Source organism: Arthrobacter sp. Y3222053, from assembly GCF_059092805.1.
Map to the genome: position 1 here is coordinate 686,800 of NZ_JBNHIA010000002.1, position 26,680 is coordinate 713,479.

The 26,680-nt window shown below is 69.5% G+C and carries 19 protein-coding genes and 1 tRNA gene; 8 read left to right on the forward strand and 12 right to left on the reverse strand.

Annotated elements, in window-relative coordinates; translation table 11 throughout:
* Positions 1 to 74 precede the first annotated feature (74 nt).
* Complete coding sequence (locus AC5RUW_RS07405; protein WP_494160081.1) at positions 75 to 503, forward strand: OsmC family protein; 429 nt, start codon at positions 75 to 77, stop codon at positions 501 to 503.
* Here the strand turns inward: AC5RUW_RS07405 and AC5RUW_RS07410 are convergent.
* Positions 500 to 4,021, reverse strand: a complete 3,522-nt coding sequence (locus tag AC5RUW_RS07410) for a S41 family peptidase (protein WP_494160082.1) — start codon at positions 4,019 to 4,021, stop codon at positions 500 to 502. The genes AC5RUW_RS07405 and AC5RUW_RS07410 overlap by 4 nt on opposite strands.
* Before the next feature lie 37 nt (positions 4,022 to 4,058).
* The gene (locus AC5RUW_RS07415; protein ID WP_494160083.1) at positions 4,059 to 5,813 is read right to left on the reverse strand and encodes a protein kinase domain-containing protein; all 1,755 of its coding nucleotides are present in this window, start codon (positions 5,811 to 5,813) and stop codon (positions 4,059 to 4,061) included.
* Positions 5,814 to 5,921: 108 nt separating this feature from the next.
* Between AC5RUW_RS07415 and lipB the strand changes: the two genes are divergently transcribed.
* The 3 genes from lipB to AC5RUW_RS07430 all read left to right on the forward strand — a co-directional run bounded on the left by lipB (position 5,922) and on the right by AC5RUW_RS07430 (position 8,497).
* Positions 5,922 to 6,605: a lipoyl(octanoyl) transferase LipB gene (lipB, locus tag AC5RUW_RS07420; protein ID WP_494006767.1), complete on the forward strand. Its 684-nt coding sequence runs from the start codon at positions 5,922 to 5,924 to the stop codon at positions 6,603 to 6,605.
* Positions 6,602 to 7,606, forward strand: coding sequence for a lipoyl synthase (gene lipA, locus AC5RUW_RS07425; protein WP_494160084.1), 1,005 nt, complete (start codon positions 6,602 to 6,604; stop codon positions 7,604 to 7,606). The genes lipB and lipA overlap by 4 nt, the downstream gene beginning before the upstream one ends.
* Before the next feature lie 141 nt (positions 7,607 to 7,747).
* Positions 7,748 to 8,497 (forward strand): DUF4191 domain-containing protein, encoded by a 750-nt coding sequence (locus AC5RUW_RS07430; protein ID WP_494006765.1) that lies wholly within the window; start codon positions 7,748 to 7,750, stop codon positions 8,495 to 8,497.
* A 132-nt stretch (positions 8,498 to 8,629) separates the two neighbouring features.
* Here AC5RUW_RS07430 and AC5RUW_RS07435 read toward each other — a convergent pair whose 3' ends face one another.
* Positions 8,630 to 9,082 carry an RDD family protein gene (locus tag AC5RUW_RS07435; protein ID WP_494160085.1) on the reverse strand — a complete coding sequence of 151 codons (453 nt, stop codon included), beginning with the start codon at positions 9,080 to 9,082 and terminating at the stop codon, positions 8,630 to 8,632.
* Positions 9,083 to 9,342: 260 nt separating this feature from the next.
* Here AC5RUW_RS07435 and glnA (AC5RUW_RS07440) point away from each other — a divergent pair, with 260 nt between their 5' ends.
* Complete coding sequence (glnA, locus tag AC5RUW_RS07440; protein WP_494006763.1) at positions 9,343 to 10,767, forward strand: type I glutamate--ammonia ligase; 1,425 nt, start codon at positions 9,343 to 9,345, stop codon at positions 10,765 to 10,767.
* A 173-nt stretch (positions 10,768 to 10,940) separates the two neighbouring features.
* Here glnA (AC5RUW_RS07440) and AC5RUW_RS07445 read toward each other — a convergent pair.
* From AC5RUW_RS07445 to glnA (AC5RUW_RS07465), 5 genes are all read right to left on the reverse strand, one after another.
* Positions 10,941 to 11,013: transfer RNA gene (locus tag AC5RUW_RS07445), tRNA-Lys, on the reverse strand.
* 151 nt (positions 11,014 to 11,164) lie between these two features.
* Positions 11,165 to 11,893, reverse strand: a complete 729-nt coding sequence (locus tag AC5RUW_RS07450; RefSeq protein WP_494160086.1) for an amino acid ABC transporter ATP-binding protein — start codon at positions 11,891 to 11,893, stop codon at positions 11,165 to 11,167.
* Positions 11,890 to 13,350: an amino acid ABC transporter substrate-binding protein/permease gene (locus tag AC5RUW_RS07455; RefSeq protein WP_494160087.1), complete on the reverse strand. Its 1,461-nt coding sequence runs from the start codon at positions 13,348 to 13,350 to the stop codon at positions 11,890 to 11,892. Before AC5RUW_RS07455 ends, AC5RUW_RS07450 begins: the two co-directional genes overlap by 4 nt.
* Before the next feature lie 119 nt (positions 13,351 to 13,469).
* Positions 13,470 to 16,475 (reverse strand): bifunctional [glutamine synthetase] adenylyltransferase/[glutamine synthetase]-adenylyl-L-tyrosine phosphorylase, encoded by a 3,006-nt coding sequence (locus AC5RUW_RS07460; RefSeq protein ID WP_494160088.1) that lies wholly within the window; start codon positions 16,473 to 16,475, stop codon positions 13,470 to 13,472.
* Positions 16,476 to 16,486: 11 nt separating this feature from the next.
* The gene (gene glnA / locus AC5RUW_RS07465) at positions 16,487 to 17,827 is read right to left on the reverse strand and encodes a type I glutamate--ammonia ligase (protein WP_494006757.1); all 1,341 of its coding nucleotides are present in this window, start codon (positions 17,825 to 17,827) and stop codon (positions 16,487 to 16,489) included.
* 174 nt (positions 17,828 to 18,001) lie between these two features.
* Between glnA (AC5RUW_RS07465) and panB the strand changes: the two genes are divergently transcribed.
* Complete coding sequence (gene panB / locus AC5RUW_RS07470; protein ID WP_494160089.1) at positions 18,002 to 18,865, forward strand: 3-methyl-2-oxobutanoate hydroxymethyltransferase; 864 nt, start codon at positions 18,002 to 18,004, stop codon at positions 18,863 to 18,865.
* Positions 18,866 to 18,918: 53 nt separating this feature from the next.
* Here the strand turns inward: panB and AC5RUW_RS07475 are convergent, their stop codons facing one another.
* Positions 18,919 to 19,095 carry an SPOR domain-containing protein gene (locus AC5RUW_RS07475; RefSeq protein WP_494160090.1) on the reverse strand — a complete coding sequence of 59 codons (177 nt, stop codon included), beginning with the start codon at positions 19,093 to 19,095 and terminating at the stop codon, positions 18,919 to 18,921.
* A 103-nt stretch (positions 19,096 to 19,198) separates the two neighbouring features.
* Between AC5RUW_RS07475 and map the strand changes: the two genes are divergently transcribed.
* The gene (map, locus tag AC5RUW_RS07480) at positions 19,199 to 20,077 is read left to right on the forward strand and encodes a type I methionyl aminopeptidase (protein WP_494160091.1); all 879 of its coding nucleotides are present in this window, start codon (positions 19,199 to 19,201) and stop codon (positions 20,075 to 20,077) included.
* Between the two features lie 42 nt (positions 20,078 to 20,119).
* The gene (gene ppgK, locus AC5RUW_RS07485) at positions 20,120 to 20,920 is read left to right on the forward strand and encodes a polyphosphate--glucose phosphotransferase (protein ID WP_494160092.1); all 801 of its coding nucleotides are present in this window, start codon (positions 20,120 to 20,122) and stop codon (positions 20,918 to 20,920) included.
* A gap of 120 nt (positions 20,921 to 21,040) precedes the next feature.
* Here ppgK and nrdR read toward each other — a convergent pair whose 3' ends face one another.
* The 3 genes from nrdR to dnaE form a co-directional block, all read right to left on the reverse strand.
* Entirely contained in the window at positions 21,041 to 21,538 is a 498-nt protein-coding gene (gene nrdR, locus AC5RUW_RS07490) for a transcriptional regulator NrdR (protein ID WP_494160093.1), read from the reverse strand.
* Between the two features lie 194 nt (positions 21,539 to 21,732).
* Positions 21,733 to 23,079, reverse strand: coding sequence for a histidinol dehydrogenase (gene hisD / locus AC5RUW_RS07495; protein ID WP_494160094.1), 1,347 nt, complete (start codon positions 23,077 to 23,079; stop codon positions 21,733 to 21,735).
* 54 nt (positions 23,080 to 23,133) lie between these two features.
* Positions 23,134 to 26,622, reverse strand: coding sequence for a DNA polymerase III subunit alpha (gene dnaE, locus AC5RUW_RS07500; RefSeq protein WP_494160213.1), 3,489 nt, complete (start codon positions 26,620 to 26,622; stop codon positions 23,134 to 23,136).
* Positions 26,623 to 26,680 lie beyond the last annotated feature (58 nt).

A 26,680-nucleotide genomic window follows, 5' to 3' on the forward strand; every position in this document is an offset into this window, starting at 1 on the left:
GCGGGCGGCGCCCCTAGGATGAAATGTGACGCCGGTCCCGGTGCCGGCACCAGGTCCCCCGATTAAGGAGCATCATGGCTACAGTCCGATCAGCCCACACCGTCTGGAACGGCGACCTGTTCAACGGCAAGGGCGACGTCACCCTGGACAGCTCGGGGCTGGGCACCTACGACGTCACGTGGAAGGCACGCGCCGAGGAATCCGGCGGGAAGACCAGCCCGGAGGAGCTCATCGCCGCCGCCCACTCCGCCTGCTTCTCCATGGCCTTCAGCAACGCGCTGGCCGAAGCCGGCAAGACCGCCGAGCGGATCACCACCGACGCGAAGGTCAGCTTCGTACCCGGCACCGGCATCACCGGCAGCCATCTGACGGTCTCGGCGGTCGTGCCGGGCATCAGCGCCGAGCAGTTCCTCGACCTGGCCGAGAACGCCAAGGCCGGCTGCCCCGTCTCCCAGGCCCTGGCCGGCGTCGAGATCACCCTCGACGCCAGCCTCGAGTCCTAGGCCCTGCCGTCCTGCGGCCGCGGCCCAAGCGCCGGCGGCCGCAGCGACGGGTAGCCTGAACGTGCCGGCGGGCGGTCCGTCGGCAGTTCCGAGAGCATTTCCTTGAGGATGGCCACGCCCTGCTCCAGCTGCGGGTCCTCCCCCGCCGCCCACGCATGCGGCGGGAACGCCACCTCGATGTCCGGCTCCACGCCACGGTTCTCCACGCCGAAGCCGGCTCCGCCGCTGAACCAGTAGGCGTAGCGGGGCTGGTTCACCACCGTGCCGTCCGCCAGTGCGAAACGGTTGTCGATGCCGACGACGCCGCCCCAGGTCCGGGTGCCGATGACCGGGCCGATCCCGCGCAGCTTCACGATCTGGGTGATGATGTCGCCGTCGGATCCGGCGAACTCGTCAACCAGGACCACCACGGGCCCGCGCGGGGCGTGGGAGGGGTAGGACGTCGGTTCCTGCCCGCGCGGGAAGGTCCACGCGTTGACCTTGCGGCCGATCAGCTCCGCCACCAGCTGGGACGTGTGCCCGCCGCGGTTGCGGCGCACGTCGATGACCAGGGCGTCCTTGGCGGTTTCCGCGTCGAGGTCGCGGTGCAGCTGTGCCCAGCCGTTGGCGGTCATATCGGGGACGTGCAGGTAGCCGAAGCTGCCGTCGGAGGCCTCCCGGACCACGCGCCGGTTACCGTGGACCCAGTTCTGGTACCGCAGCCGTTCCTCGCTGCCGATCGGCACCACGGCGATCCGGCGGACGCTCCCGTCCTCCGGGCGCCGGACGGTCAGCTCCACGGTGCGCCCCGCGGCGTTGACCAGCAGGGCCGCAGGGCCCTGGGCCGCGGGTACGGCCACGCCGTCCACGGCCTCGATCACGTCGCCCGGATGGACGTCCGCCCCGGGGGCGCTCAGCGGCGACACCGCCTGCGGGTCGGAGCCTTCGGAGGCCAGCACCCGCCGCACCTCCCAGCCGCGTCCGGTGCGGTGCAGGTCGGCCCCGAGGAAGCCCTGGCCGGTGTACCCCCGTTCCCCGGCGGGCCGGGGCGTCACATACGCGTGCGAGGTTCCGAGTTCTCCGTGCATTTCCCAGAGCACGTCGACGAGGTCGTCATGCGAGCCGATCTGCTCGAGCAGCGGGCGGTAGCGGTCCCGGACCGCGTCCCAGTCGATGCCGGCCATGTCGTCGGCCCAGAAGAAGTCACGCTGCAGGCGCCAGGCCTCATCGAACTCCTGCCCCCAGACGGCGGCGGGATCCAGCAGGACCCGGATGCGGCCCAAGTCGACGTCCACGTTCTCCGGCGAATCCCCGTCGACCGGTGCAGCGGCCGGCACCGCGCGCACCCGGCGCTCGTGCACCAGCACAACGGTCTTTCCGTCCGCGCTGACTTCATAGGAGTCCGCGGCCGGCACCAGGACGGTGGTTTCGCGGCGGGCCAGGTCGAACCGTTCCAGCCGTGCCGCGGGATCCCGGTCCTGCGGGCGTGCACGGCCCTCGCCGGTGGTTCCGCTGCTCTCGCGCGCGAGCCACAGCAGCCCGCCGTCGACCGCGGTGAGGCTGTTATAGCGACCCTGGGCCACGGGCACGGGGATGATGCGGTCAGCGATGTTGGCGGGATCCACCCGCACCGGCTCCGGCTTCCCGTCTCCGGCGACGGCGGGGTCGTCGGAGGCGGCACCCGGTTCCTGCACCGCCGGCGGAGCCGGGTGGACGGAGGGACCGAACGGCGACGGCGTGTCCGCGGCCAGGGCCGTCAGGTAGGGCTTGGTGGACGACGGGAAGCTCAGGTCGAACCGGTGCGTGTCGTACACCGGATCGAAGCTGCGCTCGGAGAGGAAGGCAAGGAACTTCCCGTCGCGGGTGAACGACGGCGAATGGTCCGCGAACCGGCCGTCCGTGACGTCAACGGCGTCGCCGGAGCCTTCCACCGGCTGCAGCCGGATGCGGGTCCGCTCGGTGCCCGCCACCGGCTCCGCCCACGCCAGCCATCGGGCGTCCGGCGAGAACGCCAGATCGGTGACCGCTCCCCCGGAGGTTGCGGCCAGTTCAGTGAAGGAGCCGTCGGCGACGTCGAGCAGCAGCACCTGGCCCTGCTCGGTACCGGCCGCCACCCGGGAAGCGTCCGGGGCAACCGCCAGCGTGGCGATCCGGGTGGGCGCCGGCAGCGGGAACCGGCGTGTGCCCTGCGGCTGCTGCGCCTCAGGGACGGCAGCCGCCCCCGCGGCTTCCGTCGCCTGCTGCCCGGACGCGTCATCGGAGCGGTCCTCGTCATCTGCCGCTACGCCGGACCCGGCGGCGGCTTCCGCGGCGGGCAGGGTGCGCGGCAGTCCGGAGGAAGCGGCAACCGGCTTGGGCAGGGGCAGTTCCTCCTCCTCCCCGGTTTCCTCCGCCGGTGCGGGCGGCGCCTGGACGGCGTCGTCGGCCGCCGTGGCGGGCCGGGCCGGCGCGGCGTCGAACAGCGGGGCTATGCACAGGGTTTCCACGCCGTCGTGGTCGGAGACGAACACGGTCCGGTCTCCGCCCAGGGGCCGGCCCAGCCGTGCCCGCACGCCCGGAGTCGCCTCGATGGTGCGCGACGGCCCGTCGCGGTGGGTCAGCCAGTGAAGCGTGCCGTGGCTTTCCACGACGCTGGCCGTTCCGTCCGCGGCCGGAACCACACCGGCGAGGTGCGCGGCGACGTCCAGCGGGCGGGGCCGGCGTCCGGTGGCCGCGGAGCCCAGGCGGATGTCCAGCACCCGGGCCTCGGCGTCGAGCGAGTCAAGCAGCCAGATCCGGCCCGCGGACTCGAAAACGATGCGGCGGCCGTCGGTCGCGGCGTGCCGCGCGTAGAAGCCGTCGAAGTCGGTATGCCGCCGCAGGTCCCCGCCCTGCGGAGTCACGGAATAGAGGTTGCCGTAGCCCTCATGATCGGACAGGAAGGCGATCCTGTCGCCGATCCACATCGGATCGGAGAGGTTGCCGTCGAGCTCCGGGACCAGCCGGACGAATTCGCCGCTGCCGTCGCGGTCGATCCAGAGCCGCCCGGCGGTTCCGCCGCGGTAGCGCTTCCACCAGGCCTGCTCCCGGGTGATGACGGTGCCGACGAGGACGGGACGCTCATCGCCCACCGCCGGGCCGTGCACCACGGTGTCCGCCGGCCCGAAGGGCAGCAGGCGCGGCGCGGAGCCGTCCAGCGGGACCTCGTAGGCACGGGGCAGCCGGCGGTCCTCGTGGCCCGCCGGGCTGGTGGCCAGGACGTGGCCGGCCGGCGTGAAGCCCCTGACCCGGGTGTTCTGGGTGCCCCAGAACGTGAGCTGGCGGAACTGCCCTCCTTCAACGTCCGCCGAGACCACCTCCGGGGCGCTGCCCTGGATGACCGTCCACGCGATCGTGCTGCCGTCCGGCGAGAAGCGCGGATTCGCGGCGGGAAGCTGCAGGGCGGAGAGGCGCCAGGCACGTCCGCCGTCCACCGGGGCGAGCCAGACGTCGTTCTCGGCCACGAAGGTCACCAGGCCGTCGTGCAGGTGCGGGTATCGCAGATAGGGAAGTGGGCTCATGAATCCGATCCTATCGGCCGGTGCCCCTGCGGCCCGGTCAGGGCGCGTCCGGGAACACGTCGCGGATCAGCCACCCGCCCTCCCCCTGCACCAGCTGCAGGACAACCCGCTGGGTGACCGGCCCCTCCGTGGTCCGTACCGCTGCTCCGGCCAGGTCCCGCTCCTCCCAGCCCGGAACGGACAGCTCCAGCCGGACCAGCGCTGCACCGGCGTCGCGCTGCAGTACCTCCACGGCCAGGACCTTCGGCTCCCCGGCGGGAATGAGTCGGCGGCCTGCGGCCTGCAGGCGGTCCACCTGCGCGGCGTCGGCCTTCATCGCCGGCGAGTCCGGCTCGTTGACCCGTCCGAGCGCCGCGGCGTCCGCCGAGGCAAGGGCCTGCATCCGGAGCCGCGCCAGTTCGGCCACCGCGCTGCCGGGATCATCCGGCACCCCGGCGGACGCAGCCGGCGCCGGGCCGCCGCCCGCCGGAGACGGGTCCCCCGTTGGGCTGCCTGCTGAGGCTCCCTCTTCCGGCGTCCTGGCCTCAGGAGCGGCGGTTGCGGGGTCCCGGGGATCCGGGCCGCCGGCCTGCGGCCGGGTCTCCGGCGGCGCGCCCGGTCCCGGTGCAGCGGTTCCCCGCACCGCCGCCGGACGCGGCTGTGCGGCGTCCCGCGACATGGAATCTCCGGGACCGCCCAGCAGCCCGGGGGCCGCCACCGCGACGACGGCCAGGACCGCCACGACGGCGGCGGCGCCCGTTGCCGCGATCAGAAGCGCCCGGCTGCCCGCACGGGCCCCGGACGATGCCCGGCCCCATCGCCGTCCTCTCCGCCAGGGATGCGGGGTGCCGCCGTACCCGGCCAGCCGTACCCGCAGCCGGCGCAGGCCCCGCCGGCGCGGTTCCGCCGAGGGACGCCGGTGCCGGGTGCGCAGGATCGGCAGTTCGCTCACATGGGCCCCCGGAACCAGATCCAGCGGAGCGGGAGGTGCCGCGGCGTAGACCAGGCGGGCCAGTTCATCGGCTCCGGGGCGCTGCCGCGGGTCCTCGGCCAGGCCCGCCTCAAGGGCCGCAGCCAGCTGGACCGGCACGTCGGACCGCAGCACGGGAAGCGGAGCCCTGCGTTTCCCGGGCGGCGGGGGCGCCCCCGTGAGCAGGTACCAGCCCACCGCGCAGAGGGCGAAGACATCGGAGGAAAGGTTCAGCAGGGGCCCGTCCTGCGCCGCCGGATCCTCGAACCCCGGGGTGCCGGCCGGGGCCTGGCCGGCGCCGAGCAGGCGGACGGCCCCCAGGTCCGCCAGCAGCGGGCGGCCCTCGGCGTCAAAAAGCACGTTCGACGGCGAGACGTCGCCGTGCGCCGCTCCCTGCCCATGCAGGCAGGCGAGGGCCTGGGCGATGCCCACCAGCACCGTCACGGCCTCGCCCACCGGCAGGGACCCGCGCGCGGACACCATGGCGGCCGCGCTGCCGCCCGCAGCGTATTCAAGCAGCAGGGCCGGGCCCTGGTCGGTGTCGAGGATGCCCTCGATGCGCAGCAGGTTTTCGTGCCGGTACCGGGACAGGACGTTGGCCTCACGGCGGATCTCGAAAGTCGCGGCATCCCCCACCGTCCGGAGCCCCACTTTGAGGGCGGCAGGTCCGCCGGGGCCCTCCACAAGCCAGACCCGGCTGGCCGATCCGGCGCCGAGATATCGGCGGACCCGCAGTCCGGGGCCGGGATCCGGAGGCGCCGGGGTTTCAGCAGCGGCGGAAACCGACGGCGGCCTGTCAGCCCCGGCCGAAGCGGCGTGGGAACGGTGTCCGGGAGAGTCCATGCGCCATGTTTAGCGCATCGTTTTCCGCACTGCCGGGCCTGTCCACAAGTAGGCCGGGCGCGGCTCGGCGTAAGAAGGGTGATCCATACCGCAAAGGGGTCTAGGCTGTTGCGCATGGCATTGGAGTTCTCGCGCATCGGGCTGGATCCGAACTTCGTGGATTACCTGGAGGGCTGGGAACACCAGCGGCGGCTGCATGCAGCCGTGCTGGCGGACGATGCCCCCGACACCGTGCTGCTTTTGGAGCACGCCGCCGTCTATACGGCGGGCAGGCGGACGGAACCGCATGAGCGCCCCTTTGACGGCACTCCGGTGGTCAACGTCGACCGCGGCGGCAAGCTCACCTGGCACGGTCCGGGCCAGCTCGTCGGCTACCCGATCGTGCGGCTGGCGGATCCGGCGAGGGTGGCCGACTACGTTGACACGTTGGAAGACGCCCTCATTGCGGTGCTGGCCGGCTACGGCCTGTCCGGTGAACGGATAGCGGGGCGATCCGGCGTGTGGATCCGCGGCGTCGACGGCGCCGCGGACCGGAAGATCGCCGCCATCGGCATCCGGATCGACCACGGCGTGACCATGCACGGGTTCTCGCTGAACTGCAGCAACGACCTGGCACCGTACGCCCAGATCATCGCCTGCGGCATCACCGATGCCGGCACCACCTCCCTGTCGGCCGAGCTCGGCCGCACCGTCACCCCGGCGGACGTCCTCCCCCGGGTCGAACACGAACTGAGCCTGCGCAGCGCGCGGCTCACCGGCGCCGGCGCGCCGCTGGAAGGAGCCACGCCATGACCATCGCCCCCGAGGGCCGCCGCATGCTGCGGATTGAACAGCGCAACTCCGCCGTGCCGGTGGAGCGCAAGCCGGAATGGATCAAGGCCAAGGTGCACCTGGGCCCGGAGTACGTCGAACTCAAGCAGCAGGTGAAGCAGGAGGGCCTGCACACCGTCTGTGAGGAAGCCGGCTGCCCCAACATCTTCGAATGCTGGGAGGACCGTGAGGCCACGTTCCTCATCGGCGGCTCCGAATGCACCCGGCGCTGCGACTTCTGCCAGATCGACACCGGCAAGCCCTCCCCCGTCGACCTGCTGGAGCCGCTGAAGGTGGCCCGCTCCGTGCAGTCCATGAACCTGCGCTACGCGACGGTCACCGGCGTCGCCCGTGACGACCTGGCCGACGAAGGGGTTTGGCTCTACGCCGAGACCATCCGCAAGATCCACGAACTGAACCCCGGCACCGGCGTCGAGATCCTGATCCCGGACTTCTCCGGCCGCCCCGAGCACATCCAGGCCATCTGTGACGCCGCCCCGGAGGTCTTCGCCCACAACGTCGAGACGGTGCCGCGGCTGTTCAAGCGCATCCGGCCCGCCTTCCGCTATGAACGGTCCCTGGACGTCATCACGCAGGGGCAGAAGCTGGGCATGGTCACCAAATCCAACCTGATCCTCGGCATGGGCGAGACCCGAGAAGAGCTCTCCGAAGCGATGCGCGACCTGCAGGAGGCCGGCTGCGACCTGCTCACCATCACCCAGTACCTGCGGCCCAGCGAACGGCACCTGCCGGTGGACCGCTGGGTGAAGCCCGAGGAGTTCGTCGACCTCCGTGACGAAGCGCTGGAGATGGGATTCCTGGGCGTCATGAGCGGGCCCCTGGTGCGTTCGTCCTACCGTGCCGGCCGTCTCTGGGCCACCGCCATGCGCCGCAAGGGCCTGGAGCTGCCCGCGCATCTGGCCCACATCGAAGACGCCGGCACCACCCTGCAGGAGGCCTCCTCGGTCCTGGCCCGCCGCTGAGCCCGTCCGGCTCCGCGCCGGGACGGCCCGCCGTCTTCCGATCTTGCCCTCCTGACCGTTCCGCCCGCCCCCGCCGTCGGGCCCGGCGCATGCCTGATGCTGCCGTCGGGTCCCGGCACCATCACGTAGAATTGACGCATTATGGCCAACAGCACTGACCCCGACGCATCCAAGACTCCCCGCCGCGGCGTCTTCTCCCGCAAGCCCAAGGAGAAGAAGAACAAGGAACCGGGCCGGTTCAAGCAGATGGGCGACATCTTCCGGATGACGCGCCGGAACGACCCGAACCTGGTCTGGATCATGGTGGGCGTGTTCCTCGGCGTCGTCGCCGTGGGCCTGCTGATTGGCCTGCTGATCAACAACTGGATCACGATGCTGATCATCGCGATCCCGCTGGGCCTGCTCGGAGCCATGCTGGTGCTCTCCCGCCGCGCCGAGCGTGCCGCCTTCGGCCAGCTTGAAGGCCGTCCCGGTGCCGCCGGCGCTTCGCTGAGCGTGCTGCGCCGTGGCTGGATCGTGGAGGAGCAGCCCGTGGCGGTCAACCCCCGCAGCCAGGACGCGGTCTTCCGTGCCATCGGCCGGCCGGGCATCGTCTTGGTGACCGAAGGGCCCGCAACCCGTGTGCGGACCCTGGTCGACGGCGAACGGCGGCGCATGTCCCGCATCGTGCCCAACGTTCCGGTCCACGTCATCCAGACCGGCCGCGGCGAGAACCAGGTGCCGCTGCAGCAGGTCGCCAAGAAGATGAAGAAGATGGACAAGGCCCTGACCAAGCAGGAGGTCCAGGCCGTCAACAAGCGCCTGGCGGCCCTGGGCAGCAAGCTTCCGATCCCCAAGGGCATCGACCCGTACAAGGCCCGCCCCGACCGCCGGGCCATGCGCGGACGCTGACCGCCCGCCGCCGTCACAAATGCGGAAGGCCCCCCGGATTTCTCCGGGGGGCCTTCCGCATTTTGTGCAGAATTTGAAGATGATGTGCGACGGCGGCCGCCGCGCGCTGCCGGAACGGTTCCGGGCCGCGGATCAGGAGCGGGAGCGGAAGTCGACCTTGACGAGCACGGTGCCCATCGCCCGGTCGTGCAGGCCGCGCTGGTCGGCGTCGAGGATCAACGCCGGCACCACGAGGCAGAGCAGCACCGTCCGGACCACGCCGGCCAGGGGGCCGGCCGGCCCGCCGCTGAGTTTCTGCACCTGCATGCCGAAGATGCGGTGGCCGACGCTGAAGCCCAGCAGGCCGACCAGCAGGATCTGCTCCACCGCGAAGACCACGAGGATGGAGATCTCTGTTCCGCCGAAGAAGGCATAGGCGATCAGGGAGGCCAGCGCCCAGTCCAGGGCCAGCGCTCCCACCCGGGGTCCTACCCGGGCGATTGATCCCGGGCCGGTGGGCGGCAGGCCGAGCCTGCGTCCGGGCCATTGCGATTCGTCTGTCGGCGGGCCCTGCAGCCAGGAGCCGATGTCTCTTCTGTCAACCACCGTTTAAGCCTACCCGCGATGGCCGTGCCGGGGCCGCCCGGGCCGGGCCGGGGACCTTTTATCAGGTTGCTGGGCGTTCCGCGATAGGGTGGAAAAAGAACCCGGTTCACCGTAACGTCCCGGAAACAAATGCGTCATGGACGGGAAATCGGCGGCCCATAGAGTGCTGTTCAAGCGCAGGGCGGCCGTCCCGTCCGGTCGCCGGAGGCCCCGCCACAGGGCGCACCTCCACCCATACAGGTAAAAGGAGCACAGAAACGATGTTCAAGAACGCGGACGAGGTCCTCCAGTTCATCGCCGAAGAAGATGTGAAGTTTGTCGACATCCGGTTCACCGACCTGCCGGGCGTGCAGCAGCACTTCAACGTCCCTGCCAAGACCGTCGACGCGGACTTCTTCGTGAACGGCCAGCTCTTCGACGGGTCCTCCATCCGCGGCTTCCAGGGCATCGCCGAGTCGGATATGCAGCTGATTCCCGATGTGACCACCGCGTTCATCGACCCCTTCCGCGTCGAGAAGACCCTGGCCCTGAACTTCTCCATCGTGAACCCGCGCACCGGCGAGCCCTACCACCGTGATCCCCGCGGCGTCGCCGAGCGTGCCGAGGCCTACCTGGCGTCGACCGGCATCGCCGATACCGCCTTCTTCGCCCCCGAAGCCGAGTTCTTCATCTTCGACAACGTCCAGTACGAGTCCAAGCCGGAGGGCAGCTTCTACAAGGTCGATTCCATCGAGGCTCCGTGGAACACCGGCCGCGAGGAGGCCGGCGGAAACCTGGGCAACAAGACTCCCTTCAAGGGCGGCTACTTCCCCGTCTCCCCCGTCGACAAGCAGGCCGACCTGCGCGACGCGATCTGCGTGGAGCTGGACAAGGCCGGCCTCGAGGTCGAGCGCTCCCACCACGAGGTCGGCGGCGCCGGCCAGGCGGAGATCAACTACAAGTTCACCACCCTGACGCACGCCGCTGATGCGCTGCTGAAGTTCAAGTACATCGTCAAGAACGTCTCCAACGCCTGGGGCAAGTCCGCGACCTTCATGCCGAAGCCGATCTTCGGTGACAACGGCTCCGGCATGCACTGCCACCAGTCGCTGTGGAACGGCGGCGAGCCGCTGTTCTACGACGAGAAGGGCTACGCCGGGCTCTCCGACATCGCCCGCTGGTACATCGGCGGCCTGCTGGCCCACTCCTCGGCCGTGCTGGCCTTCACCAACCCGACGGTGAACTCCTACCGCCGCCTGGTCAAGGGCTTCGAGGCTCCCGTGAACATGGTCTACTCACAGGGCAACCGCTCCGCCGGCATCCGCATTCCGATCACCGGCTCGAACCCGAAGGCCAAGCGCATCGAGTTCCGCGCGCCGGACCCCTCCTCCAACCCGTACCTGGCCTTCGCCGCGCAGCTGATGGCCGGCCTGGACGGCATCCGCAACCGCATCGAGCCGGAGGCCCCGATCGACAAGGACCTCTACGAGCTGCCCGCTGAAGAGGCCAAGAACATCAAGAAGGCTCCCGGCTCGCTCGAGGAGGCGCTGGACGCTCTCGAGGCTGACAACGAGTTCCTGCAGGCCGGCGGGGTGTTTACCCAGGACCTGATCGACACCTGGATCGAATACAAGCGCGAGAACGAGATCAAGCCGCTGCTGCTGCGCCCGAACCCCTACGAGTTCGAGCTCTACTACGGCTGCTGATCCCGTTCCGGCCCCGGGCCGGTACTGATCACCGAAAGTCCCCGTCTCCCGCCCTTTGGCAGGAGGCGGGGACTTTCCGCATCCGGTGCGCCGACGGCCGCTGCCCGATGACTCACGACCAACGGCAAAGGACCCCGCCCCGGCTGCTGCCGTGACGGGGTCCGATCTGTCCGTGCGCCCCCCGGGACTCGAACCCGGAACCCATTGATTAAGAGTCAATTGCTCTGCCAGTTGAGCTAGAGGCGCATGCTTTGCGGCGAACCGCAACGACGAATAACTCTACCATCCCCTTGCCGGATCTCCCAATCCGGCAGCCCCGGCGCTGCGACCGCCGGTACGACGGCGGTGCGTTCCCCTGGGTTCGGAACGCACAGCCGTCGTCGGCCGGTACGCCGGCCTAGAGGACCTTGGCCAGGAAGTCCTGCAGGCGGGGAGCCTGCGGGTGGTCAAACAGCTCCGCGGGGGTGTTCTCCTCCACGATGTAGCCGTCCGCCATGAAGATGACCCGGTCCGCCACTTCGCGGGCGAAGCCCATTTCGTGGGTGACCACGACCATGGTCATGCCTTCCCGGGCAAGGTCACGGATGACCTGCAGCACCTCGCCCACCATCTCCGGGTCCAGGGCGCTGGTGGCCTCGTCGAAGAGCATGATGTCCGGCTGCATGGCCAGGGCACGGGCGATCGCCACGCGCTGCTTCTGGCCTCCGGAGAGCTGCGCGGGGCGGGCATCGGCCTTGTCGGCCAGCCCCACCCGGTCCAGCAGGTCCAGGGCCCGCTGCCGCATCTCCGCCTTCGGGCCCTTCTTCAGCTCCACCGGCGCCAGCATGATGTTCTCCAGCACGGTCATATGCGGGAACAGGTTGAAGTGCTGGAAGACCATGCCGATGTGCTGGCGCACCTTGTTCAGGTCCACCTTGGGGTCGGTCAGGTCGAACCCGTCGACGACGACCGTGCCGGCGGTGATGTCCTCCAGCTTGTTCAGGCAGCGCAGGAAGGTCGACTTGCCCGAGCCGGAGGGGCCGATCACGCAGACCACCTCGCCCTCGGCCACGGCCGCGTCGATGCCCTTGAGGACTTCATTGGATCCGTAGGACTTCTTCAGCCCTCGGACGTCGATCTTGTTCACTTGTTGAACCTCTTATCCAGCACGTTCGCCAGCTGGGTCAGCAGCGTGATGACGATGAAGTACAGGGCTGCGATGATCAGCAGGACCTCGGCGGTGCGGAAGTTGACCGCGTAGATCTGCTGGGCCTGGTAGGTCAGCTCCGCGAAGCCGATGACGGCCAGCAGCGACGTGTCCTTCAGGGTAATGACGAACTGGTTGATGAACGAGGGCGTCATGATCTTCACGGCCTGCGGAATGATGACCTTCTGCATGGTCTTGCCGTAGCCCAGGCCCAGGCTGCGGGCCGCTTCCATCTGGCCCGGATCGACGGACTGGATGCCGCCGCGCACGATCTCGGTCATGTAGGCGCCGGCGTTCAGGCTCAGGGTCAGCACGCCGGCGGTCAGCACGTCCACCGGCTGTCCGATGATCTGCGGCAGGCCGAAGTAGAAGAAGAAGGCCTGGACCAGCACCGGGGTGCCGCGGAAGATGCTCACATACGTGGTGGCCACGCCGCGCAGGACGCGGTTGGCGCTGACCTTGAAGAAACCGAAGATCACGCCCAGGATCAGGGCGAAGAGCAGCGAGAGGGCCGTGGCGAGCAGGGTCAGTCCCAGGCCCTTGGCGAAGGCCGGGGCGTTGTCCTTGAGCAGGGCCCAGAAGCTCGTGTCGGCGGCGCCGGCGTCGAGGTAGGTGTCCAGGATCTCCTGGTAGCGCCCGCTCTCCTGCAGCTCGGCGAGGCCCTCGTTGAAGGCCGCCAGCAGTTCCGGGTTGGTGCCCTTGTTGACCGCGAAGCCGTAGGAGCTGCCGGCTTCCTTGTCGGTGACGGTCTTCAGCCCGTTGCCGGACTTGATGCCGTAGGCCAGCACCGGGTAGTCATCGAAGACGGCCACGGAGGCGCCGGACTTCACGTCGTCGTACATCTGCGCCGACTGGGCGAAGGCGATGACCTCGAACCCGTACTCATCCGCGATGGACTCGGCGAAGGTCTGGCCCTCGGTGCCGGTCTTGACCGCCACCCGCTTGCCCTCGAGGTCCTCGTACCCGCCGACCTCGTCGTTGCTCTCGGCCACGGCCATCTGGACGCCGGACTCGAAGTACGGATCCGAGAAGTCGAAGATCTGCCGGCGCTCGTCCGTGATGGACATGCCGGCGATCACGCCGTCGACCTGGTTGGACTGCAGTGCCTGCAGCGCGGCGTCGAAGCCAAGCGAGCGGACTTCCACGTTGAAGCCCTGGTTCTCGGCGATCTCGTTGATCAGGTCCATGTCGATGCCCACGAGCTCGCCGTCCTGGCGGAACTCGAAGGGAGCGAACGTGGTGTCGGTGCCGATGACGAAGGTTTTGCCTTCGGCTGTCTCGGCGGCGTGTGCCCCTGGTGCCGGCAGTCCCAGCAGCAGCGCGAAGGCGGCCAGAACGGCAACCAGCGGCGCAGCCAGGCGTGCCGGGCCGGTCAGGGCCCGTTTTCCGCTGTGCAAAGTGTTTCTCCTAGCTCTGGATCGCGGTCGGTGGACCGCTGAAAAACCTCCTAGAGCCTACCGAGCCAAAGGCCGCTGCAACGAACCGGCGGGGCCGCGGGGCCTGCCCGCACGGCCGCTCAGCCGTAGAAATGCTCCTCGAACACGTGCCGGGCCCGGCGGGTCAGGCGGAGGTAGTCCTCTTCCAAAACCCCGCCCTGACCTGCGGCATAGCCGCACCAGCGGGCGACGGCGTCCAGGTCGCGGCGGGATGCGGGCAGCACATCGGGGTTCCGTCCGCCGCGGATAACATTTGCGCTACGAATGCGCCCGGCCAGCTGCCAGGCCTCCCGCAGGGTCTGCACGTCCTCGGCCGGCAGCAGCCCCGCGTCCTCGATGGCGTCCAGCGCCGGAAGCGTGGCGGTGGTCCGCAGCGCGGGCCGGGCATGGGCCTGCTGCAGCTGGAGCAGCTGCACCAGCCACTCCACGTCGGTCAGCCCGCCGCGGCCCAGTTTCAGGTGCCGCGAGGGGTCCGCCCCGCGGGGCAGGCGCTCGGCTTCCACCCTGGCCTTCACCCGCCGGATCTCGCGTGCATCCTCCTCCGAGAGGTGCTCCGGGTACCGCACCGGATCCACCATCTTCAGGAAGTCCGCACCCAGGTCATCGTTGCCGGCCATCTGCCGTGCCCGCAGGAGGGCCTGCGCTTCCCAGATCAGGGACCAGCGCTGGTAATACTCGCGGTAGGAATCCAGGGAGCGAACCATCGGACCGTTGCGTCCCTCGGGACGCAGCGCGGCGTCCAGGCTCAGGGTGCGTTCGGCCAGCACGGCGGGGGTGACCGGCTGCTGCAGCAGGGCCGAGAGGCGGGTCACCAGCCGTTCCGCCTGCGCCTGCGCCGCGGCGGCGTCGGCGCCGGGATGCGGCCGGTGCACGAAGAGCACGTCGGCGTCGGAGCCGTAGCCGATCTCCCGCCCGCCCTGCCGGCCCATGGCCACCACCAGCAGATCGGTCAGGGCGGGAGTGCTGCGGTACTCCTCGAGCTCGGCGATGTGGAGGGCTCCCGTGACGGCGGCCCGGTCGGCGTCCGAAAGGGCCCTGCCCACCTCCTCCTGGGTCAGCAGCCGGGCGCTGTCGGCAATGGCGATGCGCAGCATTTCCCGGCGCCGGATCAGCCGGACCAGGCGGATGGCCTCTCCCGCTTCCGGGTGCCGGGCAACCTTGGCGCGGATTTCCTGCCACTGGGCGTCGAAGGACCGCGGGGCCAGGTCCTTGTCGGTGCCGAGCCATGCTGCGGCCTCGGGCGAGACCTCCAGCAGATCGGTGATGAACCGGCTGGAGGACAGGATGCTGCACAGCCGCTCCCCGGCGGCCGCGGAGTCCCGCAGCATGCCCAGGTACCAGTGGGAGTCCCCGAGGGATTCGCTGAGCCGCCGGAACCCGAGCAGGCCGGCATCGGGGTCCACGCCGTCGGCCAGCCAGCCCAGCAGGACCGGCAGCAGCTGCCGCTGGAGCCGGGCGCGCCGGGTGACGCCGTTCGTCAGCGCCTCGATGTGGCGCATGGCGCCCTTGGGGTCGGCGTAGCCCAGGGCCGCGAGCCGTGCCTGTGCGGCCTCCGGCGTCAGCCGCACCTCGTCGTCGCTGAGGTTGGCGGCGGTGTTCAGCAGCGGGCGGTAGAAGATGCTCTCGTGCAGGCCGCGGACCCGCCGGCGGATGCGCATCCATTCCTCGGTAAGCCGCTGGGCTGAAGGGCGCACCCGGGTCAGTGAACCGGAGACGGCCTTGTCCAGGGCGCGCAGTGCGTCCTCGCTCTCGGGCACCAGGTGGGTGCGGCGCATCTGCGTCATCTGGATGCGGTGTTCGAGCACGCGCAGCCAGCGGTAGGCCGCGTCGAAGTCCACGGCGTCCTCGCGGCTGATGTACCCGCCCTCGTTCAGGGCGGCGATCGCAGCGGTGGTGCTGCGCAGCCGCAGGGACTCGTCCACCCGGCCGTGCACCAGCTGCAGCAGCTGGACGGTGAACTCCACGTCCCGCAGCCCGCCGGTGCCCAGTTTCAGCTGCCGCGATGCCTCGGCCGGCGGGATGTGCTCGGTGACACGGCGGCGCATGGCGCGCACCGAGTCAACGAAACCCTCCCGTTCGGAGCTGGACCAGATCAGCGGTGCGACGGCTTCCTCGTAACGCCGGCCGAGATCCAGGTCGCCGGCGACGGCACGGGCCTTCAGCAGGGCCTGGAACTCCCAGGTCTGGGCCCACCGGCGGTAATAGTTCAGGTGCGAGTCGAGGGTGCGCACCAGCGGCCCGTCGCGTCCTTCGGGCCGCAGGTTCGCGTCCACCTCCCAGAGCCCGGGTTCGGCCGCCGGGGAGTTGATCACCCGGGCAATTCCGGAGGCCAGGGCGGTGCCGATGCGCGCGGCAAGGGACTCGTCCAGTCCGGGCGCATCAATGACGTAGATGACGTCCACGTCGGAGATGTAGTTCAACTCCCCCGCCCCGCACTTGCCCATGCCGATCACGGCCAGGCGCACCGCCGCGATGTCCTGCGGGTCGTACTGGGCGGCGAGTTCGGCCCGCGTCACCGCGAGGGCGGCTTCGAGGGCGGCGGCGGCCAAGTCGGCCAGTTCCTGCCCGACGGCGGGCATCGCGTCGGTGGGCGACGCCGCGCCCAAATCCCGCACGGCCAGATCCACCAGATGCCGCCGGTACGCGGTGCGCAGGGAAGCCCAGGCCTCCGGCCCGGAGGCGCCTGCCACGGGGTTGGGCACCACGCGCGCCTGGACGGCGTGCAGCAGCGAGGCGCGGAGCCGGTCCGCGGGCACGGCCGACGGTTCGGCGCGCAGCGGAACCAGCGCGGCGTCGGCTGCCTCGGGGTGGCGGACCATGAACTCGCCCAGGGCCTCGGAGGCACCGAGGACCCGGAACAGCGCCTCGGATTCATCGACGCCCGCATTGACCACGGCGGCGAGGTCCGGGCGGCGCTCCAGCAGCCGCACCAGCCCGAACAGCGCGGCATCCGGGCTGGCCGCGCAGGCCAGCCCCGCGAACAGGGCCTCGTCGTCGACGCCTTCCAGCTCACGCGCGGCAAGGAACCGCGAGCCCTTGTCGAGGTCGGCGAATCCGGCCGCAATCAGGCGCCTGGTCAGGCTCATGGTCACTCCTCCTAGAGGATGCCCAGGTTCTTCTTCAGCTCGAACTGGGTGACGTGGTGCCGGTACTCGTTCCACTCCGCGCGCTTGTTGCGGAGGAAGGATTCGAAGACCTGCTCGCCGAGGATCCCGGCGACCAGCTCGGAGTCCTCCATGGTGCGGACGGCGTCGTGCAGGCTCGCCGGCAGCGGGTCATGGCCCATCGCCCGGCGCTCGGCCGGCGACAGGCTGTCGATGTCGTCCTCGGCGCCCGGCGGCAGCTCGTAGCCTTCCTCGATGCCCTTCAGGCCGGCACCCAGCAGCACCGCGTAGGACAGGTACGGGTTCGCGGCGGAGTCGATGCCGCGGTACTCGATGCGGGCGGACTGGCCCTTGTTCGGCTTGTACAGCGGCACGCGCAGCAGCGCGGAGCGGTTGTTGTGCCCCCAGGACACGTAGCTGGGGGCTTCCCCGCCGCCCCAGAGCCGCTTGTAGGAGTTCACGAACTGGTTGGTGACGGCGGTGAACTCCGGCGCGTGGCGCATGATCCCGGCCATGAACTGGCGGGCGGTCTTGGACAGCTGGTACTCCGCGCCGGCTTCGAAGAAGGCGTTGGTGTCTCCCTCAAAGAGCGAGAAGTGGGTGTGCATGCCCGAACCGGGGTGGTCCGAGAACGGCTTGGGCATGAAGGTGGCGTAGCAGTCGGTCATCAGCGCCACCTCCTTGATCACCGTGCGGAAGGTCATGATGTTGTCTGCGGTCTGCAGGGCGTCGGCGTAGCGCAGGTCGATCTCGTTCTGGCCCGGACCGGCCTCATGGTGGCTGAACTCCACGGAGATCCCCACGGCCTCGAGCATGGACACCGCGCGGCGGCGGAAGTCCTGGGCGACGCCGCCGGGGACGTGATCGAAGTAGCCGCCCTGGTCCACCGGCTCCGGTTCGCCGTTCGGTCCGATCGCGTCCGAGCGCAGCAGGTAGAACTCGATCTCGGGATGGGTGTAGCAGGTGAACCCCATGTCGGCGGCCTTGGCCAGCTGGCGCTTGAGCACGTTGCGCGGATCCGCCGCGGAGGGCTGTCCGTCGGGGGTAAGGATGTCGCAGAACATGCGCGAGGTCTGCTCCTGCTCGCCGCGCCAGGGCAGGATCTGGAAGGTGGACGGATCCGGCTCCACCAGCATGTCGGACTCGAACACACGGGCCAGGCCCTCGATGGAGGATCCGTCGAACCCGAGGCCCTCCTCGAACGCTCCCTCGACTTCGGCCGGCGCCAGCGCCACCGATTTCAGCGAGCCGACGACGTCGGTGAACCACAACCGCACAAACCGGACATCGCGCTCTTCGATGGTGCGCAGAACGAATTCCTGCTGGCGGTTCATCCCTACCTCTTTCCGTCTGAATCGTCTTCCCGAGGCGCCGGCAGATCCGGCGTGCTCAACCTGTCCTCACTCTACCGGCGGGACCGGCCGGATCATGCCGCCGCCGCCGGCGGCGACCGCAGGTTACACCGCGCGAAGGCCGCGACGGCGTCCCGGGCCGATAGGCTGGGCAGCATGAGCAGCCAAGAACAGCCCGCACCCTACTCAGGCGCGCAGGGTGCGCCCGCGGCATCCGCCGCCGCCCCGCGCCGTGTGCGCACCTTCCACCTGCAGCAGATCAAGGACAGCGGCGGCCGGTTCGCCATGCTGACTTCCTATGACCAGTACACGGCCGGCATCTTCGACGCCGCAGGCATCGAAGTGCTGCTGGTCGGAGACTCGGCCGCGAACAACGTGATGGGCCACGCCACCACCCTGCCCATCACCCTGGACGAGATGCTGGTGTTCTGCCGCGCGGTGACCGCCGGCGCCTCCCGGGCGCTGGTCGTCGCCGACCTGCCCTTCGGCAGCTACGAGGTCTCCCCCGCCCAGGCCATCGGGTCCTCGGTGCGGCTGATGAAGGAAGGCCTGGTGCACGCCGTGAAGATGGAGGGCGGGCGGCACTACGCCGAACACGTCCGGGCCATGACGGCCGCCGGCATTCCGGTGATGGCGCATGTGGGCTTCACCCCGCAGAGCGAACACTCCCTGGGCGGCTACCGCGTCCAGGGCCGCGGCGACGCCGCGCAGCAGGTCATCGACGACGCCGTCGCCCTGGCCGAGGCCGGGGCCTTCTGCGTGCTGATGGAAATGGTGCCCGCCGACGTGGCGGCCGCCGTCGACGCCGCCGTCCCGGTGCCCACGATCGGCATCGGCGCCGGCAACGCCACCACCGGGCAGGTGCTCGTCTGGCAGGACATGGCCGGAATGGGCGAGGGCCGGACGCCCCGGTTCGTCAAGCAGTTCGCGGATGTGCGCACCCTGCTCACCGACGCCGCCCGCAGCTACGCCGACGAGGTGCGCTCCGGCACGTTCCCGGGCCCGGAGCACAGCTTCTAGCCCCGCGGCCGGTCCGCCGCGCCGGGCGCTGCGGGATGGGCGCCGGACCGGAGCTAGAAGAACCGGTTCTCCTCGTCCTCCTCGTCCCACTTCTCGTTGCGGGCACGGACCTTCTCCAGGGCCCGCTCCGCCTCCTCACGGGTGGGATAGGGGCCGATCAGCTTCCGCCAGTCGGACTGCGGCCCCTTCTCGACCTCGTGCGTGACGACGTTGTACCAGTACTCCGCCATGCGGAACCTCCGTAAAGCTCGGGGACGGTCGGACCTGGGCTCCCGGCTTCCGGGAAGCCGGTCCCATGCCGCGGGCTCTGCCGCTGGCGATAAGATCGATCGTATGCCCCACAACGTCGCCACCGCACCAGTCGGCCGCCTGCAGCCCGGCACCGTCAGCCCCCGCCGCCCGGTTCCCGCCTCGATTCCCCGGCCCGAGTACGTCGACCGCCCGGCGCCGGCCAAGTTCACCGGGTCCGAGGTCAAGACGCCGGAGACGATCGCCCGGATCCGCACCGCGTCCCGCATCGCCGCGCAGGCCATCGAGGAAGTGGGCCGGCACATCCGCCCCGGCGTCACCACCGACGAACTGGACCGCATCGGCCACGACTTTCTCATCGCGAACGGCGCCTACCCGTCGACCCTGGGGTACCGCGGCTTCCCCAAGTCGCTGTGCTCGTCGGTGAACGAAGTGATCTGCCACGGCATCCCGGACAGCACGGTGCTGGCCGACGGGGACATCATCAACATCGACATCACCGCGTACAAGGACGGCGTACACGGCGACACCAACTACACCTTCCTGGTGGGCGATGTGGACGAGGAGTCCCGCCTGCTGGTCGAGCGGACCCGGGAATCGCTGCGCCGGGCCATCAAGGCCGTCGCCCCGGGCCGGGAAATCAACGTCATCGGCCGCACCATCGAGTCCTACGCCAGGCGCTTCGGCTACGGCGTGGTCCGCGACTTCACCGGCCACGGAGTCGGTGAGGCCTTCCACACCGGGCTGATCATTCCGCATTACGACGCCGCGCCGGCCTACAACCGGCTCATCGAACCGGGAATGGTGTTTACCATTGAGCCAATGCTGACGCTCGGCACCATCGAGTGGGACATGTGGGACGACAACTGGACCGTGCTGACCAAGGACCGCCGCCGCACCGCCCAGTTCGAACACACGCTGCTGGTGACGGATTCGGGTGCCGAAATCCTGACCCTGCCCTGACGAGCAGACGCGCCAGCCACGACAAGCAAGCAGGGGAGAAGCATGGCCAAGAAACACAAGAGCAAACACGCCAGGGCGGTCATCGGCATCGACATCGGCGGCACCGGCATCAAGGGCGGCATCGTCGACCTGGACAAGGGCAAGCTGATCGGTGAGCGGTACCGGATTCCGACGCCGCAGCCCGCGGTTCCGGAGGCGGTGGCCGGCGTCGTCGCCCAGATCGTCGCCGAGCTGTCCTCGCGCCCCGACGGTCCCGGCCCCGAGGTGCCGGTCGGCGTCACCTTCCCGGCCATCATCCAGCACGGCGTGGCCCGCTCCGCGGCGAACGTGGACAACAGCTGGGTGGATACCGACGTCGACGCGCTGCTCACCAAGGCCCTCGGCCGCGAGGTGCAGGTCATGAACGACGCCGACGCGGCCGGCCTGGCCGAGGCCCGCTACGGCGCCGGCAAGGGAATCGACGGCACCGTGCTGGTCATCACCCTGGGCACCGGCATCGGGTCCGCGCTGATCTCCCAGGGCCGGCTCGTCCCCAACGCCGAACTGGGCCACCTGGAGATTGACGGCGTCGACGCCGAGTCGCGCGCCTCCGCCTCGGCCAGGGAACGGGACGACATCGGCTGGGAGGAATACGCGCAGCGCCTGCAGCGCTACTTCTCCCACGTCGAGTTCCTCTTCTCCCCCGACCTGTTCATTGTCGGCGGCGGCATCTCCAAGCGCAGCGAGGACTTCATGCCGCTGCTGGACCTGCGGACCCCCATGGTCACCGCGAACCTGAAGAACAACGCCGGGATCGTGGGCGCCGCCCTGCAGGCGGCCGTGCACTTCGACCTCCTGGACTGAACCGGGCAGGACGCAGCTGCACCGGCAAGACGTCATGAAGGGCCCGGACTTCCTCGCGGAGTCCGGGCCCTTCGTTATGTTTCGGCAGGCCCGGAGGGTCCGGTGGATCCGGTGCAGGTCCTAGCGGGCGCTCAGCGGCCGCTGCGCACCGGCGGGAAGGCCGGTACCGCGCGCGGCCTCCTCACGCAGCTGCCGGATCGCGGTTTCAAAGTCCTCCAGGGATTCGAACGCCTGGTAGACGCTCGCAAAGCGCAGATACGCCACCTGGTCCAGCCGCTGCAACGGCTGGAGGATGGCCAGGCCAACCTCGTGGGCATCAATTTCGGCCACGCCGCTGGCCCGGATGTTCTCCTCGACCTCCTGGGCCAGCATGGCCAGGTCGTCCTCGCTGACCGGCCGGCCCTGGCAGGCCTTCCGCACGCCGTTGATGACCTTGCTGCGGCTGAAGGGCTCGGCAACGCCGGACCGCTTGATCACGGACAGGCTGGTGGTCTCCACCGTGCTGAAGCGCCGGCCGCAGTCGGGGCATTGCCGCCGGCGCCGGATGGCCGAGCCGTCGTCGACGAGCCGGCTGTCCACGACGCGGGAATCCGCGTTGCGGCAGAACGGGCAGTACATGCGTGGTCCTTTCGCCGTACCGCCGCCCGGGACGCTTCCCGGAGACGGCTGGTCGGTGGTTTCTGGCTGGTCCGGCCGGGGCTGATCGGGGCTGATCGGGCCCTTGACCGGTCGCTGCCATTGTAGGGGTCCGAGACTGCCGGAAACAACCAAGTGACACTACATGTAGTGGTGGGTACTACTAGATGATGGGTTTAGCCGGCGAAGCGTACCTGCACCGCGTCGCCGTGTGCCGGCAGGTCCTCGGCAGTGGACAGGGCAACCACGTGCCCGCGTACTTCGGAGAGGGCCGCTTCGGTGTACTCGATGACCTGGACGGCCTTCAGGAAGGTGGTCACGTTCAGTCCGGAGGCGAACGCTGCGGTTCCCGACGTCGGCAGGACGTGGTTGGAGCCGGAGCAGTAGTCGCCCAGGCTCACCGGGCTGTAGGGGCCGACGAAGATCGCCCCGGCCGAGTGGATGCGCCCGGCGACCGTCCCGGCGTCGGCGGTGTGAATTTCCAGGTGCTCTGCGCCGTAGGCGTTGGAGACGGCGATGCCCTGCTCCAGGTCGGAGACCAGCACGACGCCGGACTGCGGCCCGGAGAGCGCGGTGCTCACCCGTTCGCTGTGCTTGGTCGCGGGCACCTGCACGGCCAGTTCCCGGCGGACCGCCGTCGCCAGCTCCTCGGAGTCGGTGACCAGCACCGAAGCGGCGTTGGGGTCATGCTCGGCCTGGCTGATGAGGTCCGCGGCGATCAGCCGGGGATCGGCTGCGGCGTCGGCCAGGACGGCGATCTCGGTGGGTCCGGCCTCGGAGTCGATGCCGACCACGCCCTTCACCAGCCGCTTCGCGGTGGCGACGAAAACGTTGCCCGGCCCGGTCACCACGTCCACGGGCGCAAGGGCGGGCCCCGCGTCGGAGGCCGGAATCCCGTAGGCAAACGCGGCGATGGCCTGTGCGCCGCCGATGGCGTAGACCTCGTCAATGCCCAGCAGTTTGGCCGCGGCGAGGATGGTCGGGTGCGGCAGCCCGCCGTGCTCCTTCTGCGGCGGGGAAGCCAGGGCCAGGGATGCGACGCCGGCGGCCTGTGCGGGCACCACATTCATGATCACCGACGACGGGTAGACCGCCAGTCCCCCGGGCACGTACAGCCCCACCCGGTTGACCGGCTGCCAGCGGTGGGTCAGCCGTGCACCGGGGCCGATTTCCAGGAAGACATCCGCGGGCCGCTGCGCCTCGGCGAACATCCGGGCGCGGCGGATGGACTCCTCAAGTGCCGTCCGGACGGCCGGATCCAGCTCGGCCAGCGCCGTCTCCAGGGCCGCGGCGGGCACCAGGGGATGCTGCTGCGCCACCCCGTCGAAGCGCTCCGCCAGGGCGGCCAGGGCCGTGAAGCCGTCGCGGCGGACGGCATCGATGATCCCGGCCACGGCGTCGGAGGCCACGTCGAAGGTGGTCTCCGCGCGGGGCATCGCCGCCTTCAGCGCGCCGGCGTCCAGCCGGCGGCCGCGCAGGTCGATGGTGCGGAAAGCGGAGAAGGTATCTGCAGAGGTGCTCACATCGACATTCTACTTTCCGCGGGGACCGACCCCGCCCGGTGACACCGGCCGGACCTATCCGTCGAGGCAGGCCGGGCCGAGCAGCACCTTGAGGTCGCCGAACAGCGACGGCGTCGGATTCACCCGCAGGTCCACGCCCAGCTTCATGACCTCCACTTTGCGTGAGCCGTTGAGCCGGATGAGCACCTCGGAGGTGCCCGGGTGGGTGCGCAGCACGTCGCCGAGCTGGTTCACCACCGGCTCGGTGGCCTTGTAGGTCGCCAGGTTGATGACCACCGGCCCGGAGTGCCCGTCGCTCAGGTCCGGGACGCTGAGCTCCTGGGCATTCAGGGTCACGGATCCGTCGTCGCGCCGCTGCACCCGGCCGCGCACGACGACGATCAGGTCCTCCGCGAGCACCGTGGCGATCGGCGCGTAGGCCTGGCCGAAGAACATGACCTCCATGGACCCGCCGAGGTCCTCGATCTCGCAGCGGGCGTAGGCGTTGCCGCTGTTCTTGGCGATCCTGCGCTGGAGCGAGGTGATCATGCCGGCGATGGTGACAATCGATCCGTCGGCGGGGCCCTCCTCGCTGATGATGCGGGTGATGCCGGCGTCGGCGTGCTGGCTGAGCACGCCTTCGAGGCCCTGCAGCGGGTGGTCGGAGACGTACAGGCCGAGCATTTCGCGTTCGAAGGACAGCTTGTCCTTCTTGTCCCATTCCGGCAGGTCCGGGACGTCGACGCTGAGCGTGCCCCCGGAGCCGGCGTCGTCCCCGCCGAAATCCATGGTGCTGAAAAGGTCGAACTGGTTCGCCGCCTCGTTCCGCTTGAGCACGATCACCGAATCGACGGCTTCCTCGTGGATCATCGCCAGCGCGCGTCGCGGGTGGCCCAGCGAGTCGAATGCGCCGGCCTTAATCAGGGACTCGATCGTGCGCTTGTTGCAGACCACGGCCGGAACCTTGTGCAGGAAGTCGCTGAACGAGGTGAAGGCGCCCTTCTCCTCACGCGCGCCGATCATCGCGGAGACCACGTTGGCGCCCACGTTGCGGATCGCGCCCATGCCGAAGCGGATGTCCTTGCCCACCGGGGTGAAGTTCAGGCTGGATTCGTTGACGTCCGGCGGCAGCACCGTGATGCCCATGTGCCGGCACTCGTTCAGGTACATGGCCAGCTTGTCCTTGTCATCACCCACGGAGGTGAGCAGGGCACCCATGTATTCGACCGGGTAATGCGCCTTCAGGTAGGCGGTCCAGTAGGAGACGAGACCGTAGGCGGCGGAGTGCGCCTTGTTGAAGGCGTAGTCGGAGAAGGGCAGCAGGATGTCCCAGAGCGCCTTGATGGCCGCCTCGGAGTAGCCGCGGTCCACCATGCCCTGGTGGAAGCCGGCGTACTGCTTGTCCAGCTCCGACTTCTTCTTCTTGCCCATGGCGCGGCGGAGGATGTCCGCCTGGCCGAGCGAGAAGCCGGCCACCTTCTGGGCGATGGCCATGACCTGCTCCTGATAGACGATCAGGCCGTAGGTCGTGTCGAGGATGTCCTTCAGCGGTTCCTCGAGCTCCGGGTGGATGGGGGTGATCTCCTGCTGGCCGGTCTTTCGCAGGGCGTAGTTGGTGTGCGAGTTCGCGCCCATCGGGCCCGGACGGTAGAGGGCGATGACGGCGGAGATGTCTTCGAAGTTGTCCGGGCGCATCAGCTTCAGCAGCGACCGCATGGGCCCGCCGTCGAGCTGGAACACGCCCAGCGTGTCGCCGCGGGCCAGCAGCTCGTAGGAGGCTTTGTCGTCCAGCTCCAGCCGCTCAAGGTCCAGGTCGACGTCCTGGTTCATCTTGATGTTCTCGATGGCGTCGGAAATGATCGTCAGGTTCCGCAGCCCCAGGAAGTCCATCTTGATCAGGCCGAGGCCCTCACAGGTCGGGTAGTCGAACTGCGTGATGATCTGGCCGTCCTGCTCGCGGCGCATGATCGGAATGATGTCGATCAGCGGGTGCGAGGACATGATGACGCCGGCGGCGTGCACGCCCCACTGGCGCTTCAGCCCCTCCAGGCCGATGGCCGTTTCGAAGACCTTCTGCGAATCCGGGTCGCTGGAGAGCAGCTCGCGCAGCTCCTCGGCCTCGCCGTAGCGCTTGGCGTCCTTGTTGTGCACGTCGGCCAGGGAGATGCCCTTGCCCATGACGTCCGGCGGCATCGCCTTCGTCAGCCGCTCGCCCACGGAGAAGGGGTAGCCCATCACGCGGGAGGAGTCCTTCAGCGCCTGCTTGGCTTTGATGGTGCCGTAGGTGACGATCATCGAGACGCGGTCTGCGCCGTACTTCTCGGTCACGTACTGGATGACCTCGGAACGGCGCCGATCATCGAAGTCGACGTCGAAGTCGGGCATGGAGACGCGGTCGGGGTTCAGGAACCGCTCGAAGATCAGGCCGTGGTTCAGCGGGTTCAGGTCGGTGATGCGCATGGCGTAGGCGACCATCGAGCCGGCGCCGGAACCGCGGCCGGGGCCGACCCGGATGCCGTTGTTCTTGGCCCAGTTGATGAAGTCGGCCACGACCAGGAAGTAGCCCGGGAAGCCCATCTGGACGATGATGCCGATTTCGTACTCGGCCTGCTTGCGCACATCGTCGGGGATGCCGTTCGGGAACCGGTACTGCAGCCCCGACTCGACCTCCTTGATGAACCAGGATTCCTCGTTCTCACCCGGCGGGCAGGGGAAGCGCGGCATGTAGCTGGCCTTGGTGTCGAACTCGACGTTGCAGCGCTCGGCGATCAGCAGGGTGTTGTCGCAGGCTTCGGGGTAGTCGCGGAAAATGGCCCGCATCTCCGCCGGGGACTTGAGGTAGAACTCGTCGGCGTCGAACTTGAACCGCTTGGGATCGGCCAGCGTCGAGCCGGACTGCACGCACAGCAGCGCCGCGTGCGCCTTGGCGTCTTCGGCGTGCGTGTAGTGCAGGTCGTTGGTGGCCACCAGCGGCAGGTCCAGGTCCTTGGCGAGCTTGATCAGCTCCGCCTGGACGTTGCGCTCGATGTCCAGTCCGTGGTCCATCAGCTCGCAGAAGAAGTTCTCCTTGCCGAAGATGTCCCGGAACTCCGACGCGGCCTCGCGGGCCTCCTTGTAGAGTCCCAGCCGCAGCTTGGTCTGCACTTCACCCGACGGGCAGCCCGTGGTGGCGATCAGGCCCTTGCCGTAGGTCTGCAGCAGGTCCCGGTCCATGCGCGGCTTGTAGAGATAGCCCTCCAGCGAGGCCAGCGAGGACATGCGGAAGAGGTTGTGCATGCCCTCGGTCGACTCGGCCCACATGGTCATGTGGGTGTAGGCGCCGGCGCCGGAGACGTCGTTGCGGCCGCCGTCGCCCCACTTCACGCGGGTCTTGTCCTGCCGCGCTGTGCCCGGCGTCAGGTAGGCTTCGACGCCGACGATGGGCTTGATTCCGGCGTTGCGGGCCTTGTTCCAGAAGTCGAAGGCCCCGAACACGAAGCCGTGGTCGGTCGTGGCCAGGGCGTTCATGCCCAGTTCGTCGGCGTGCTGGAACAGGTCGGTCAGCCGGGCCGCGCCGTCGAGCATCGAGTACTCGGTGTGGTTGTGCAGGTGGACGAAGGAGTCTTGTGAAGTCGCTGATGCC

What these genes read in the sequence shown, in the direction of transcription:
- glnA (WP_494006757.1), bottom strand. Translation starts at nt 17,827, where the DNA reads ATGAACCGCCAGCAGGAATTCGTTCTGCGCACCATCGAAGAGCGCGAT.
- panB (WP_494160089.1), top strand. Translation starts at nt 18,002, where the DNA reads ATGAGCAGCCAAGAACAGCCCGCACCCTACTCAGGCGCGCAGGGTGCG.
- map (WP_494160091.1), top strand. Translation starts at nt 19,199, where the DNA reads ATGCCCCACAACGTCGCCACCGCACCAGTCGGCCGCCTGCAGCCCGGC.
- nrdR (WP_494160093.1), bottom strand. Translation starts at nt 21,538, where the DNA reads ATGTACTGCCCGTTCTGCCGCAACGCGGATTCCCGCGTCGTGGACAGC.
- AC5RUW_RS07410 (WP_494160082.1), bottom strand. Translation starts at nt 4,021, where the DNA reads ATGAGCCCACTTCCCTATCTGCGATACCCGCACCTGCACGACGGCCTG.
- AC5RUW_RS07415 (WP_494160083.1), bottom strand. Translation starts at nt 5,813, where the DNA reads ATGGACTCTCCCGGACACCGTTCCCACGCCGCTTCGGCCGGGGCTGAC.
- AC5RUW_RS07405 (WP_494160081.1), top strand. Translation starts at nt 75, where the DNA reads ATGGCTACAGTCCGATCAGCCCACACCGTCTGGAACGGCGACCTGTTC.
- glnA (WP_494006763.1), top strand. Translation starts at nt 9,343, where the DNA reads ATGTTCAAGAACGCGGACGAGGTCCTCCAGTTCATCGCCGAAGAAGAT.
- ppgK (WP_494160092.1), top strand. Translation starts at nt 20,120, where the DNA reads ATGGCCAAGAAACACAAGAGCAAACACGCCAGGGCGGTCATCGGCATC.
- AC5RUW_RS07430 (WP_494006765.1), top strand. Translation starts at nt 7,748, where the DNA reads ATGGCCAACAGCACTGACCCCGACGCATCCAAGACTCCCCGCCGCGGC.
- AC5RUW_RS07460 (WP_494160088.1), bottom strand. Translation starts at nt 16,475, where the DNA reads ATGAGCCTGACCAGGCGCCTGATTGCGGCCGGATTCGCCGACCTCGAC.
- lipA (WP_494160084.1), top strand. Translation starts at nt 6,602, where the DNA reads ATGACCATCGCCCCCGAGGGCCGCCGCATGCTGCGGATTGAACAGCGC.
- dnaE (WP_494160213.1), bottom strand. Translation starts at nt 26,622, where the DNA reads ATGCTCGACGGCGCGGCCCGGCTGACCGACCTGTTCCAGCACGCCGAC.
- AC5RUW_RS07475 (WP_494160090.1), bottom strand. Translation starts at nt 19,095, where the DNA reads ATGGCGGAGTACTGGTACAACGTCGTCACGCACGAGGTCGAGAAGGGG.